Annotated in this window: 13 protein-coding genes; 7 read left to right on the top strand and 6 right to left on the bottom strand. The window is 72.9% G+C overall.

The features are described from left to right. The coding region (locus EPD83_RS13635; RefSeq protein ID WP_165566711.1) for an HAD hydrolase family protein at positions 1 to 213 on the top strand (213 nt) is incomplete at its 5' end. 117 nt (positions 214 to 330) lie between these two features. Here EPD83_RS13635 and fabI read toward each other — a convergent pair. Both fabI and fabG read right to left on the bottom strand, forming a co-directional pair. Further along, positions 331 to 1,089 carry an enoyl-ACP reductase FabI gene (gene fabI / locus EPD83_RS13630; protein WP_128367743.1) on the bottom strand — a complete coding sequence of 253 codons (759 nt, stop codon included), beginning with the start codon at positions 1,087 to 1,089 and terminating at the stop codon, positions 331 to 333. 47 nt (positions 1,090 to 1,136) lie between these two features. Beyond that, positions 1,137 to 1,850 carry a 3-oxoacyl-ACP reductase FabG gene (fabG, locus tag EPD83_RS13625; RefSeq protein WP_128367744.1) on the bottom strand — a complete coding sequence of 238 codons (714 nt, stop codon included), beginning with the start codon at positions 1,848 to 1,850 and terminating at the stop codon, positions 1,137 to 1,139. A gap of 116 nt (positions 1,851 to 1,966) precedes the next feature. Here fabG and EPD83_RS13620 point away from each other — a divergent pair, with 116 nt between their 5' ends. Next, positions 1,967 to 2,368: a DUF3099 domain-containing protein gene (locus EPD83_RS13620; RefSeq protein ID WP_128367745.1), complete on the top strand. Its 402-nt coding sequence runs from the start codon at positions 1,967 to 1,969 to the stop codon at positions 2,366 to 2,368. Positions 2,369 to 2,373: 5 nt separating this feature from the next. On the opposite strand, the gene moaA is transcribed toward EPD83_RS13620, so the two are convergent. Further along, a complete protein-coding gene (moaA, locus tag EPD83_RS13615; RefSeq protein ID WP_128367746.1) occupies positions 2,374 to 3,375 on the bottom strand; it encodes a GTP 3',8-cyclase MoaA in 1,002 nt (333 codons plus the stop codon). A 147-nt stretch (positions 3,376 to 3,522) separates the two neighbouring features. On the opposite strand from moaA, the gene EPD83_RS13610 reads away from it, so the two are divergent. Continuing rightward, positions 3,523 to 4,044 (top strand): hypothetical protein, encoded by a 522-nt coding sequence (locus EPD83_RS13610; RefSeq protein WP_128368555.1) that lies wholly within the window; start codon positions 3,523 to 3,525, stop codon positions 4,042 to 4,044. Here the strand turns inward: EPD83_RS13610 and EPD83_RS13605 are convergent. Both EPD83_RS13605 and EPD83_RS13600 read right to left on the bottom strand, forming a co-directional pair. Continuing rightward, positions 3,986 to 4,255: a hypothetical protein gene (locus EPD83_RS13605; RefSeq protein ID WP_128368556.1), complete on the bottom strand. Its 270-nt coding sequence runs from the start codon at positions 4,253 to 4,255 to the stop codon at positions 3,986 to 3,988. The genes EPD83_RS13610 and EPD83_RS13605 overlap by 59 nt on opposite strands. Continuing rightward, on the bottom strand, positions 4,252 to 4,575 hold the full coding sequence (locus EPD83_RS13600; protein ID WP_128368557.1) for a hypothetical protein: 324 nt from the start codon (positions 4,573 to 4,575) through the stop codon (positions 4,252 to 4,254). The genes EPD83_RS13605 and EPD83_RS13600 overlap by 4 nt, the downstream gene beginning before the upstream one ends. Before the next feature lie 102 nt (positions 4,576 to 4,677). Here EPD83_RS13600 and EPD83_RS13595 point away from each other — a divergent pair, with 102 nt between their 5' ends. Continuing rightward, entirely contained in the window at positions 4,678 to 5,466 is a 789-nt protein-coding gene (locus EPD83_RS13595) for an SURF1 family cytochrome oxidase biogenesis protein (RefSeq protein ID WP_235950600.1), read from the top strand. Between the two features lie 52 nt (positions 5,467 to 5,518). Beyond that, positions 5,519 to 6,859: a DUF2252 domain-containing protein gene (locus tag EPD83_RS13590; RefSeq protein WP_165566710.1), complete on the top strand. Its 1,341-nt coding sequence runs from the start codon at positions 5,519 to 5,521 to the stop codon at positions 6,857 to 6,859. A gap of 37 nt (positions 6,860 to 6,896) precedes the next feature. Here the strand turns inward: EPD83_RS13590 and EPD83_RS13585 are convergent, their stop codons facing one another. After that, positions 6,897 to 8,750, bottom strand: a complete 1,854-nt coding sequence (locus tag EPD83_RS13585; RefSeq protein ID WP_128367610.1) for an ABC transporter ATP-binding protein — start codon at positions 8,748 to 8,750, stop codon at positions 6,897 to 6,899. A 177-nt stretch (positions 8,751 to 8,927) separates the two neighbouring features. Here EPD83_RS13585 and EPD83_RS13580 point away from each other — a divergent pair, with 177 nt between their 5' ends. Together EPD83_RS13580 and EPD83_RS13575 are read left to right on the top strand one after the other, a co-directional pair. Then, positions 8,928 to 10,325 (top strand): TrpB-like pyridoxal phosphate-dependent enzyme, encoded by a 1,398-nt coding sequence (locus tag EPD83_RS13580; protein ID WP_268951205.1) that lies wholly within the window; start codon positions 8,928 to 8,930, stop codon positions 10,323 to 10,325. Between the two features lie 181 nt (positions 10,326 to 10,506). After that, positions 10,507 to 12,477, top strand: coding sequence for an elongation factor G (locus tag EPD83_RS13575; protein WP_128367101.1), 1,971 nt, complete (start codon positions 10,507 to 10,509; stop codon positions 12,475 to 12,477). Positions 12,478 to 12,480 lie beyond the last annotated feature (3 nt).

Raw genomic sequence — 12,480 nt, 5'->3', positions numbered from 1 at the left:
GAGGGGCTGCCGCTCAGCCGCACCGTCGCCATCGGGGACGGCGCCAACGACCTCGACATGCTCGGCGCCGCCGGGCTCGGCGTCGCCTTCAACGCCAAGCCGGTGGTCCGCGAGCAGGCCGACACCGCGGTCACCGTGCCCTACCTCGACACCGTCCTCTTCCTCCTCGGCGTCAGCCGCGAGGAGATCGAGGACGCCGACACCTCCGAGTGACCCCCCTGCCCCCGGGGGCGGTGACATTTCGGGGTGACCCCGAAATGTCGCCGAGACCCCACTTACGAACCCTGGTGTCAGTGACATTTCGGGGTCACCCCGAAATGTCCGTAGGGGTTAGGCGCCGACGGAGTGGTACCCGCCGTCGACGTGGACCATCTCGCCGGTCGTCGCCGGGAACCAGTCCGAGAGCAGGGCGACGACGGCGCGGGCGGCGGGCTCGGCGTCCTTGACGTCCCAGCCGAGCGGCGCCCGAGAGCCCCAGGCCTCCTCGAACTGCTCGAACCCGGGGATCGACTTCGCGGCCGTCGTGCGGATGGGGCCGGCGCTGACGATGTTGCACCGGATGCCCTGCGGGCCCATGTCGCGCGCCAGGTAGCGGTTCGTCGCCTCGAAGGCGGCCTTGGCCACGCCCATCCAGTCGTAGACGGGCCAGGCGTAGCGGGCGTCGAAGGTGAGCCCGACGACCGAGCCGCCCTCCCCCATGAGCGGCAGCGCTGCCTTGGTCAGCGCCTGGAGCGAGAACGCCGAGATCTGGACCGCCGTCGACACGTCCTCCCACGTCGCGTTCATGAAGTCGAAGGCGCCCTGCGGGGCGAAGCCGATGGAGTGGACGACGCCGTCGAGGTCGTCGACGTGCTCGCGCACCCGGTCGGCCAGCGCGGCGAGGTCGTCCGGGTTGGCGACGTCGAGCTCGACGATGGGCGCGGGCTCCGGCAGGCGCCGGGCGATGGCCGTCGTGATCTTCGTCGTGCGCCCGAACGAGGTGAGCACGACCTGCGCCCCCTGCTCCTGCGCCAGGCGGGCGACGTGGAAGGCGATGGAGGAGTCCATGAGGACGCCGGTGACGAGCAGCTTCTTGCCCTCGAGGAGCATGGGTGGCCTTTCGGGAGTCGGGGTCGGCGGGTCGGGGTGCGGTCCGGTCAGTGGCCCATGCCGAGGCCGCCGTCGACGGGGACCACGGCACCGGAGACGTACGCGGCCTCGGGGCTCGCGAGGAACCGGACGACGCCCGCGACCTCCTCCGCGGTCGCGAAGCGCCCCGCGGGGATGGCCTTCTTGTACGACGCCTGGGTGTCCTCGGGCAGGGCCGCCGTCATGTCGGTCTCGATGAAGCCCGGGGCGACGACGTTGGCCGTGATCCCGCGGCCGCCGAGCTCGCGGGTCACGGAGCGCGCCAGCCCGACGAGACCGGCCTTGCTCGCCGCGTAGTTCGCCTGCCCGGGGGCGCCGTACAGGCCGACGACGCTGGAGACCAGGACGATCCGCCCGCGACGCAGCCGGATCATCCCCTTGCTCGCGCGCCGGACGCACCGGAACGCGCCGCTGAGGTTGGTCTGGAGGGTGGTGTCCCAGTCCTCGTCGCTCATCCGCAGGAGGAGGCCGTCCTTGGTGACCCCGGCGTTGGCGACGAGCACCTCGACCGGGCCGCCGAGCATCTCCTCGGCCTCGCCGAACGCGGCGTCGACGCTCGCGGTGTCGGTGACGTCGCAGCGGACGCCGCGCAGGCCCTCCGGTGGCTCGCCGCTGCGGTGGGTGACGACGACCTCGTCGCCGGCCTCGACGAAGGACCGCGCGATGGCCAGGCCGATACCACGGTTTCCGCCGGTCACGAGGACGGTGCGGGGATCGCTCATGGTCCGAACCTAACGGGTTACCCGGGGGTAGCGTCCCGAGGTCCGGCGCGGCGGCGGTGTCGAAGGTGCACCGTCGGCGGGCGGGCCGTGACGGGGCCCGGACGTACAGTGGGGAGGTGCCCAGGACCAGCAGCCACCAGCCCGACGCCCAGTCGGTGACGACGGCCGCGCAGTCCCGGCACGAGGACCAGTCCCATCGGCTGCACCAGTACCTGCTGACGATGTCGCTGCGCACGGTCTGCTTCGTCCTGGCCATCGTCTTCGACGGCTGGCTGCGCTGGGTCTTCGCGGCGGGGGCGATCCTCCTGCCCTTCTTCGCCGTCGTCGCGGCCAACGCCGTCGCCCCGCGGGTCCGCGGGCGGGTGCACCTGGTCAACCCGGTGCACGACCCCACCCCGCAGATCACCGACCGCGGCTATGAGCACGCGCCGGCCACCCGGTACGACGTGCGTGGCGAGGCCCGCCCGTCCACCCCGGCCGAGGCCGACGAGCCCGGCCCGGCCCGGCGCGCGGGCTGAGCCCCTCAGCCGCCGATCGCCGACATCGGGCGGTCCGGCTGCACGAAGCCGGGACCGTCGATGCCGTGGCCGGCCTTCTTCGCCCACATCTCCCCGACGACCAGCGCGACGAGCTCGTCGTCGCTCGCCCCCTCGCGCATCGGCCCGCGCAGGTCGACCTCGGAGCGCGAGAAGAGGCAGTTGCGCAGCTGGCCGTCGGCGGTGAGCCGGACCCGGTCGCAGGCCGCGCAGAACGGGGCCGAGACGCTGGCGATGACGCCGACGGTCTCCGGGCCGCCGTCGACGAGGAACAGCTCGGCCGGGGCGCTGCCGCGCTCCTGGACCGGCGTCAGCCGGAACCGCTCGCCCAGCCGGTCGAGGATCTCGGCCTGGGACACCATCGCGGCGCGGTCCCACGCGTGCTGGGCGTCCAGCGGCATCTGCTCGATGAAGCGGAGCGCGTAGCCGCGGTCGAGGCACCACTGGAGCAGGTCGGCGACACCGTCGTCGTTGACGCCGCGCATGGCGACGGCGTTGACCTTGACGGGCGTCAACCCGGCGTCGACGGCTGCCTTGAGCCCGGCCTCGACGTCCTCGAAGCGGTCGCGACGGGTGAGCTCGCGGAAGCGCTGGGGGTCGACGGTGTCGAGGCTGACGTTGACCCGGTCCAGGCCGGCCTCGGCCAGCGGCGCCGCCAGCCGGTGCAGGCCGATGCCGTTGCTCGTCATGGCGATCCGCGGGCGCGGGGTCAGGGCGGCGATGCCCCGGACGACGTCGACGAGCGAGCGGCGCAGGATCGGCTCGCCCCCGGTGAGGCGGACGTTGGTGACACCGAGCCCGACCATGACCCGCACGAGGCGGAGCAGCTCCTCGTCGGTGAGCATCTCGGGCTTGGGCAGCCAGTCCAGGCCCTCCGCCGGCATGCAGTAGGTGCAGCGCAGGTTGCAGCGGTCGGTGACCGAGACGCGCAGGTCGCGTCCGAGGCGGCCGAAGCGGTCGCGGAGCATGGGCTCGGGGAGGTCAGTCATGAGACCCCCACCCTACGACGGGTAGCGTGACGCCGTCGCTGACCTGGTACGCAACACCCCCGCCATCGAGCCCGAGGGAGTGACACGGCGAGGATACAAGGTTGATCAATCCTCGGGAGTCACCGCGAAGCGGTCATCATGTCGGACATGACGACTGACCGGCTGATCGCTTTGGGCGGCTATGCCATCGCCGTTGTGACCCTGCTCATCTCTCCTTGGTACACCCGCTGGTCCGAGGACTTCCGATCCAGTTGGGCGACACGTCGCGAGCGGCGCAGCGCATCACTGCACTCGGAGGTCATGTTGGCGGTGAGCGATCCCACGTACATCACCGAGAAGAGGGCCGAAGCGGCCGACGCGGTACGCAGTCTGACGATCGTCACGTCGCTCGCAGTTGTCTTCGCAATACCTGTGGGCGCGTTCGCTGGCTACGCTCTCAACAGCGGGGACTTCAAAGAGGTGTTTTGGGTACTCGGTCTTATCGGGGTTGGCGTCATGCTTCCAATGTATTTTCTAGCCATTAATGCTCAACTGAAGCAGCACAAGGTTTCGTTATTGCTGCGTCAGGTACAAGCACACAGGCGGGAAGCGGACAAGTCTCACGACGATGTCAGCGGCGGTTCATCAACTGGGTCTCGACCCGCTCCACCCGACGAGACAACTCTCTGAGGTCCTCGCGCACCGGTAGCAACTCCTGCTTGACGACCAGGGACATCTCGGTCTGACGGCGTCCCGCGGCCTTGGGTCGCTCTTTGATCCACGCGAGTATGAAGAGCACCGAGGGGCCGAGGACGAAGGAGACCAGGGACACCAGCAACTCCACCGGCATGCCGTCCTGGGCCTCTGGCGCGGCGTTGGCGAGCAGCAGGGCGAGGATCACGAGGCCCGCCTCTCGACCCACTCCAGCCCCGAGTAGAGGGCGTGGACAAGGTAGATGGTCAACAGGCCCAGGTAGAGCACCTGGGGGCCCAGGACGCCGGAGACCTCCAGGGTCCCCTGGAGGAACAGCCAGGCGTAGCAGGCCGTCAGGAGCGACATCCCGAGGAAGGCCAGGGCCGACTCCCCGTGGATGTCGCCGACGTGGCGCACCAGGCCGCGCAACGTGCGGGCCTCGGCCTCCCAAGTAGAGGCCGCCAGGTGCAGCCGCCGGAGGCTGAGGTGGTCCTCGATGGCGGCGCCGAGGGTGATCGGGTGTGGCATGAAGAGCCCTTCTGACAGGGGCTCTCTGGCGGGAGTACTCGCTCTCGGGTCAGACCCTACCCAGGTTCCTCGGTAGGGCTGTTCGACGGGTAGCGTGACCGGGTGCTGCGTCGGTTGCTCTCGCCGAAGTGGTGTGGCGCACTCCTGCTCGCCGCGCTCTTCGCCGTCGCCGCCTACCACCTGGGCTGGTGGCAGTACCACCGGCACGAGGCGAAGGTCGAGCGCAACGCCCGGCTCGACGCCCACTACGCCGCCGATCCCGTGCCGCTGACGTCGGCGCTCACGCCCGCGGGGTACGAGGCCGGGTCGAACTGGACCCGGGTCACCGTCACCGGCGAGTACGTCGCCGGACCGGTCTTCGCCCGCGGCCGCCCCAACGAGGGCGCGGTGGGCCTCGAGGCGCTGTGGGCCCTGCGTCCCGACGACGGCGGCCCGGACGTCCTCGTCGACCGCGGCTGGGTGGCGCCCTCCGGCGCGGGCGCGTCGGTGCTGCCGGACGTCGCGCCGGCCCCGGGCGGGACGGTGACGGTGACCGGCTGGGTCCGCCCCTCCGAGGCCTCGCGCGACAAGCCGCCCGCCCCCGGGCAGATCGCCAACCTGTCGGTGCCGGACGCCGCCATGGCGCTGCGGACCCCCCTGCTGCCCGGCTACGTGCTGCTCCAGCGCGAGACCGGGCCGGACGGGGCGTCGCCGCCACGACCCCAGGCCCTCGCGCCGCCCGACCGGAGCCTCGGCCCGCACCAGGCGTACGCCTACCAGTGGTGGCTGTTCATGGCGGCGGGGTTCGTCCTCGTCGGCCTCGGGGTGCGCCGCGAGGAGCGCCTCGCGAACCCGGAGAGGTACCCGCCGAAGGCGAAGAAGGTCCGCATCTGGGACGAGGAGGACGAGTAGCCGGTCGTCCCCGACCGGCCCGGGCGCGTCGTCGCCGTGCCACTGTGACGTCATGAGCGCCGACGACCGCACCGACATCATCGTCACGAGCCTGCGCGAGGCCTTCGGCCCGCTCATGGAGGCCGACCCGCGCGCCTTCCGGACCAAGTTCCGCAAGATGGCGCGTGACCCCTTCGCCTTCTACCGAGGGTCGGCGTGCCTCTTCTACGCCGACGTGGGCGACGGCGGCCGGTACGCCGACGTCGACCGGGCGTTCGTCGACGAGGACTCCTCGCGGGTGTGGATCCAGGGCGACCTGCACGCGGAGAACTTCGGGACGTACCTGGACGCCGACGGCCGCCTCGTCTTCGACGTCAACGACTTCGACGAGGCCTACCTCGGGCACTGGACCTGGGACGTCGAGCGGTTCGTCGCCAGCCTGGCCCTCATGTGCTGGCAGAAGGCGCTGCCCGACGACACCATCGCCGCCCTCGTGGAGTCCTACACCCGGGCCTACGCCGACCAGGTCGCGCACTACCGCGAGGTCGACGACGACACCGAGTGGGCGCTGACGCTGGACACCGCCGAGGGGGCGGCGCTGCACGCCCTCCACGTGGCGAAGATGTCGACCCGCTTCGAGATGCTCGAGGAGCAGACCGTCGTCGAGGACTACCGCCGGCGCTTCGCCGACACCTCGGTCGTGCGCCGCCTCGAGGGCGACGAGGAGGAGGCGGTGCGCAGCGCGTTCGACACCTACCGCGCCACGCTCCCCGAGCGCGGCGAGCGGGGCCGGGTGACCTTCGACGTGCTCGACGTCGTCGGGCGCTCCGGGGTCGGCATCGGCAGCGCCGGCCTGCCGACGTACAGCATCCTCATCGAGGGGTTCACCCAGGCGCTGGACAACGACGTCATCCTCTCGATGAAGCAGGGCAACGTCGCCGCCCCCAGCCGGGTCGTCGACGACGAGCGGGCTCGCGACTACTTCGAGCACCACGGGCACCGCACCGCGATCTCGCAGCGGGCGCTGCAGGCGCACGCCGACCGCTTCCTCGGCTGGACGGCGCTGGAGCGCTCGTCCGGGCCGACCGGGTACGTCGTCAGCGAGGTCTCCCCCTACGAGGCCGACGTGTCGTGGGACGCGCTGTCCGAGCCGGAGGACCTCGAGGTGCTCGTGCCGCAGCTGGGACGCGCGACCGCGAAGATCCACTGCGTCGCCGACTCCGAGTCCGATCAGGACCTCGTGCAGGTCGAGGTCGAGGACGCGGTTGGCCGATGCATCGGCGACGACGTCGACGGCCTGGTCTCCACGCTCACCGACTTCGCGCAGGACTACTCGCGGCGGGTCCGTGAGGACCACGCCCTGTTCGTCGAGGCCTTCCGCAGCGGCGCCTTCCAGCACGTCGCCCCGGCCTGACCTCGCACGCCCCTGACCCCGCACGCCGACCCGCGTCTCAGGCGGTGAGGTCGGCCGCCTCCTCCGCGAACTGCGTGCGGTAGAGGTCGGCGTAGAGGCCGCCGCGGCCGACGAGCTCGGTGTGGGTGCCGCGCTCGACGACCCGGCCACCGTCGACGACGAGGATCTGGTCGGCGTGGCGGACCGTGGAGAGCCGGTGGGCGATGACGAGGGCCGAGCGGTCTTCCAGGGCCGCGTCGAGTGCGCGCTGCACCGCCTGCTCGGACTCGCTGTCCAGGTGCGCCGTCGCCTCGTCGAGGACGACGAGGCCCGGGCCCTTGAGCAGCAGGCGGGCGATGGCCAGCCGCTGCTTCTCCCCACCGGACAGCCGGTGCCCGCGGTCCCCGACGACGGTGTCCAGACCGGCCGGCAGGGACTCGATGAGCCCCCAGACCTGCGCGGCCCGCAGGGCCTCCTCCATCTGCTGCTCGTCGGCCTCGGGGGCGGCGTAGGAGAGGTTGGCGCGGATGGTGTCGTGGAAGAGGTGCGCCTCCTGGGTGACGACGCCGACGACGTCCTGCAGCGACGCGAACGTGGCGTCCCGCAGGTCGACGCCGTTGACCCGCACCGCGCCGCGGGTGGGGTCGTAGAGCCGCGCCACGAGCGAGGTGATCGTCGACTTCCCGGCGCCGCTCGGCCCGACGAGCGCGACGAGCGAGCCGGGCTCGACGGTGAAGGACACCTCGTGCAGGATCGGGCCGCTGCCCCGGCGGTCGCCGGTGGCCGTGGACTCCAGCGACCGCAGCGAGACCTCGTCGGCGCTCGGGTAGGCGAAGGACACGCCGTCGACCTCGACCCGCACCGGGGCCGTCGGCACCGGCCGCGCGTCCGGGGCCTCGGCCACGAGGGGGTCGAGGTCCAGGACCTCGAAGACCCGCTCGAAGGAGACCAGCGCCGTCATGACGTCGACCCGGACGTTGGAGATGGCGGTGAGCGGTCCGTACAGCCGCGCCAGCAGGGCGGCCAGGGCCAGCAGGGTGCCGACCGACAGGGAGCCCTGGACGGCCATGACCCCGCCGACGCCGTAGACCATGGCCGTGGCGAGTGAGGCAATCATCGTCAGCGCCACGAAGAGCACGGACCGGTTCATCGCGATGCGCACGCCGGCGTCGCGCACCCGGTCGGCCCGCTCGGCGTACTCGGCGTCCTCGGTGACGGGGCGCCCGAACAGCTTGACGAGCAGCGCACCCGCGACGTTGAACCGCTCGTTCATGCGCGTGCCGAGGTCGGCGTTGAGGGACATCTGCTCGTGCGCCAGACCGGCGAGCTTGCGGCCGAGGAGGCGGGCCGGGACGAGGAAGAAGGGCACGAGCACCAGCGCGGCCAGGGTCAGCTGCCAGGACAGCGTCATCATCGTCACGACGATGACGACGAGCGAGATGGCGTTGCTCACGACATTGGACATCACCGAGGTGAAGGCCTGCTGGGCGCCGATGACGTCGTTGCCGAGCCGGGTGACGAGCGCGCCGGTCTGGGCGCGGGTGAAGAACGCGACCGGTTGGCGCAGCACGTGGCCGAAGACCTCGCGGCGCAGGTCGTAGATGAGGCCCTCGCCGATGCGGGCGGAGAACCACCGCTCCACGAGGGTCAGCGCGCCGTCGAGGACGGCGAGGACCGCGACGACGACCGCGAGCTGCGCGACGAGCCGCGAGTCCCCCGGGATGATCCCGTCGTCGATGATGGCCTTGAGCAGCAGGGGCGTCGCGACGACGAGCATGGAGTCCAGGACGACGAGGACGAGGAACCACACGATCTGCCGCCGGTAGGGCGCCGCATACCCGAGTACCCGCCGCCGGGTGCCCGGCGCGAGCTGCCGCTCCTTGACGCTGCCGTCCTTGGTCAGCGAGTTCATGACCTGCCAGCCGTTGCTCACCCGCGCTCCGTCCTGTCGTCGTACCCGTCCCCGCGGAGTCAACCACCGGGCACCGACACCTGTTCCGCCGGGCGGCGAGGACCGGCCCTTGTGCCGCCGCAGGCGCCGGCCGGAGGATGGGCGACGACCGCGCCACCGTCGTCCTGGAGGTCCGCCGTGCCCGAGCCGCTCCGCACCCCGCTGCGTCACAAGGTCCACCTCGACGAGGACGAGATGCCGACCCGCTGGTACAACCTCCTGGCCGACCTGCCCACCGCACCCCCGCCGCCGCTGCACCCCGGGACCGGGCAGCCGGTGGGTCCGGAGGACCTCGCCCCGCTCTTCCCGGCCGACCTCGTCGCCCAGGAGGTGAGCACCGAGCGGTACGTCGACATCCCCGCCGAGGTGCAGGACGTGTACCGGCTGTGGCGTCCCTCGCCGCTCTACCGGGCGCACCGCCTGGAGAAGGCGTTGGGCACCCCGGCCCGCATCTACTACAAGTACGAGGGTGTGTCGCCCGCGGGCTCCCACAAGCCGAACACCGCCGTCCCGCAGGCCTACTACAACGCCAGGGCGGGTGTGCGCCGGCTCACCACCGAGACGGGGGCGGGCCAGTGGGGCACCGCCCTGGCCTTCGCGTGCGCCCAGTTCGGCCTCGAGTGCGAGGTGTGGCAGGTGCGGGCGTCCTACGACGCCAAGCCCTACCGCCGGATCATGATCGAGACCTTCGGCGGGCAGGTCCACCCGAGCCCGTCGGACCTCACCGAGGCGGGCCGGGCCATGCTCGCGTCCGACCCCGACTCCCCCGGCTCGCTCGGCCTCGCCATCAGCGAGGCCGTCGAGGTCGCCGCCCAGGACCCGACGACCTGCTACGCGCTGGGCTCGGTCCTCAACCACGTCCTGCTGCACCAGACGGTCATCGGCGAGGAGGCGCTCCTGCAGCTGGCGAAGATCGACGAGACCGTCAACGTCATCGTCGGCTGCACCGGCGGCGGGTCCAACTTCGGCGGGCTCACCTTCCCGTTCCTCCGCGAGAAGCTCGCCGCGGGGGGTGCAGGCCCGGTGGTCCGCGCCGTCGAGCCGGCGTCCTGCCCCTCGCTGACCCAGGGCACCTACGCCTACGACTTCGGCGACGTCGCCGGGATGACGCCGCTGCTGAAGATGCACACCCTCGGGCACGACTTCATCCCCGACCCGATCCACGCCGGCGGCCTGCGCTACCACGGCATGAGCCCGCTCATCAGCCACCTGTACGCCGAGGGGCTCATCGAGGCCCGGGCCAAGACCCAGCAGGACTGCTTCGCCGCCGGCGTGCTCTTCGCCCGCACCGAGGGCATCGTCCCGGCACCGGAGCCGACGCACGCACTGGCCGCCGCGGTCGACGAGGCCCTGGCCTGCGTCGATACCGGCCAGGAGAAGGTCATCCTCACGGCGCTGTGCGGTCACGGGCACCTCGACCTGCCCGCGTACGACGCCTACCTGCGGGGGTCGCTCGTCGACCACACGTGGGAGGACACCGAGCTGCAGCAGTCGGTGGCCGCCGCCCTGTCCAGGCTCCCCGCGATCCCCGGCTGACCCCGGCCGGGCACACCGAGAACCCGGCCGCTGGGGCGCCGGCCGGGAAAACCGGTCGACGCAGCTCCCCCGGCCGACGAGACTCCGGGGTGGACGACGTCCCCGACCCCAGGAGCACCCTTCCCCATGCGCGCACCCTCCACGCCCCGGACCCCCTTCCGTCCAGCCGTGGAGCTGCCCCATGTCCTCCCCCCTCGTCCTCGGGATCGTCGCGCACGTCGACGCCGGTAAGACCAGCCTGACCGAACGCCTCCTCCTCGAGGCGGGCGTCCTCGACACCCCCGGGTCCGTCGACGCGGGCACGACCCGCACCGACTCGATGGACCTCGAACGCCGCCGCGGCATCACCATCCGCGCCTCCGTCACGACGTTCGCCGCCGCCGGCCTCGAGGTCACCGTCGTCGACACCCCGGGCCACCCGGACTTCGTCGCCGAGGTGGAGCGCTCGCTCACCGTGCTCGACGCGGCCGTGCTCGTAGTCTCCGCCGTCGAGGGCGTGCAGCCGCAGACCGTCGTCCTCTGGCGCGCGTTGCGGCGGCTCGGGGTGCCCACCGTCCTCTTCGTCAACAAGGTGGACCGCGCCGGGGCGGACCCGGACGTGGTGCTCGAGCGGGTCCGGCGCCGGCTCACCCCGCACCTGGTCCCGCTCACCCGCGTCCGGGACGCGGGGTCGGCCCACGCGGAAGCCGTCCCGGTCCCCCTGGACGACGAGACCGTCGTGCTCGCCGTCGCCGAGGTCGACGACGACGTGCTGCGCCGCTGGGCCGAGGACCGGCCGGTGGGGCGCGACCGGGTGCGGGCCGCCCTGCGGTCCGCGGTGCGCGCCGGCCGGCTGACCCCGGTCCTCGCGGGGTCCGCGGTCACCGGCACCGGAGTGCCGGACCTGCCGGCCGTCCTGGCCCGGGTCGTGGCGCCCGACCGGCGACCCCGCGCGGAGGCGGCCCCGCACCGTCCCGCGGCCACCGTCTTCGCGGTCGACCGCGACGAGCGCGGCCGCCGGGTGTGGGTGCGGATGTGGGACGGCGAGCTCGCCGTGCGGGACCGGGTGGTGGTGGGGGGCCGCGCCCCTCACCCGGTCACCGAGGTCGCGGTGAGCCGACCGGACGGCCTGCGCCCCGAGCCGTGTGTCGGCGCCGGCGAGGTCGCCGCCGTGCGGGGCCCCGCCGCCCGGGTCGGTGACACCGTCGGGACGCCGCCGGCCCGCGCGCGGTACCGCTTCGCGCCCGGACGGCTCGAGTCGCTCGTCACCCCCGAGGACCCGGCCGACCGTCCGGCCCTCTTCGCCGCCCTCGCCGAGCTCGCCGACGAGGACCCGCTCATCGCCCTGCGGCGGTCCGCGGCCGATGCGGAGGCGGCCGTCACCCTCCACGGCGAGGTGCAGCGCGAGGTCGTCGCCGCGCTGCTGGAGGAGCGCTTCGGCATGCGGGCCCGGTTCTCGCCCCCGGGTGTCGTCCTCGTCGAGCGGGTCACCGGGCGCGGGGCGGCGCTCGAGCGCCTCGGCACCGGCGGCAACCCGTACCTGGCCACGGTCGGGCTGGCCGTCGCGCCCGGCCCGACCGGTTCGGGCGTCGTCTTCCGGCCCGGCGTGCAACCCGGGCGGCTGCTGCCGGCCTTCGTGGCGGCCACGGAGGAGGGCGTGCGGACCGCCCTGCGCTCGGGCCGGTACGGGTGGGAGGTGCTCGACTGCATGGTGACGATGACCGACTCGCTCTACTACCCACGGCAGAGCCGCCCGCACCAGGGGTTCGACAAGTCCATGTCCACCGTCGCGGCCGACTTCCGCCTCCTGTCCCAGGTCGTCGTCCACGCCGCCCTGGCGCGGGCCGGCACCGTGGCCTGCGAACCGGTGGACCGGATCGAGGTCGAGCTGCCCGCCGCCGCCCTCGGCGCGGTGCTGTCGGCGGTCGGACGGCTCGGCGGCACGCCCGAGGGGTCGCGCGGGGCCGACGGCTGGTCACTCGTCACCGGCACGCTGCCCACCCGGTCGGTGGCCGAGCTCACCCGCCTGCTGCCGGACCTCACCGGCGGCGAGGGCTCGCTCGTCACCCGGCCCGACCACCACGCCCCGGTGCGGGGCGAGCCTCCCCGCCGGCGCGCCCCGGACCCGGACCCCCGCGACCGGGAGGCCTGGTTCCGCGACGCCGCGCGCTGAGCG

The organism is Phycicoccus flavus (assembly GCF_004025965.2).
In the GTDB taxonomy this organism is placed as follows: Bacteria; Actinomycetota; Actinomycetes; order Actinomycetales; family Dermatophilaceae; genus Phycicoccus; species Phycicoccus flavus.
The sequence above is the reverse complement of the archived record's forward strand: the minus strand, read 5'-3'. Positions and strand labels throughout refer to the sequence as shown.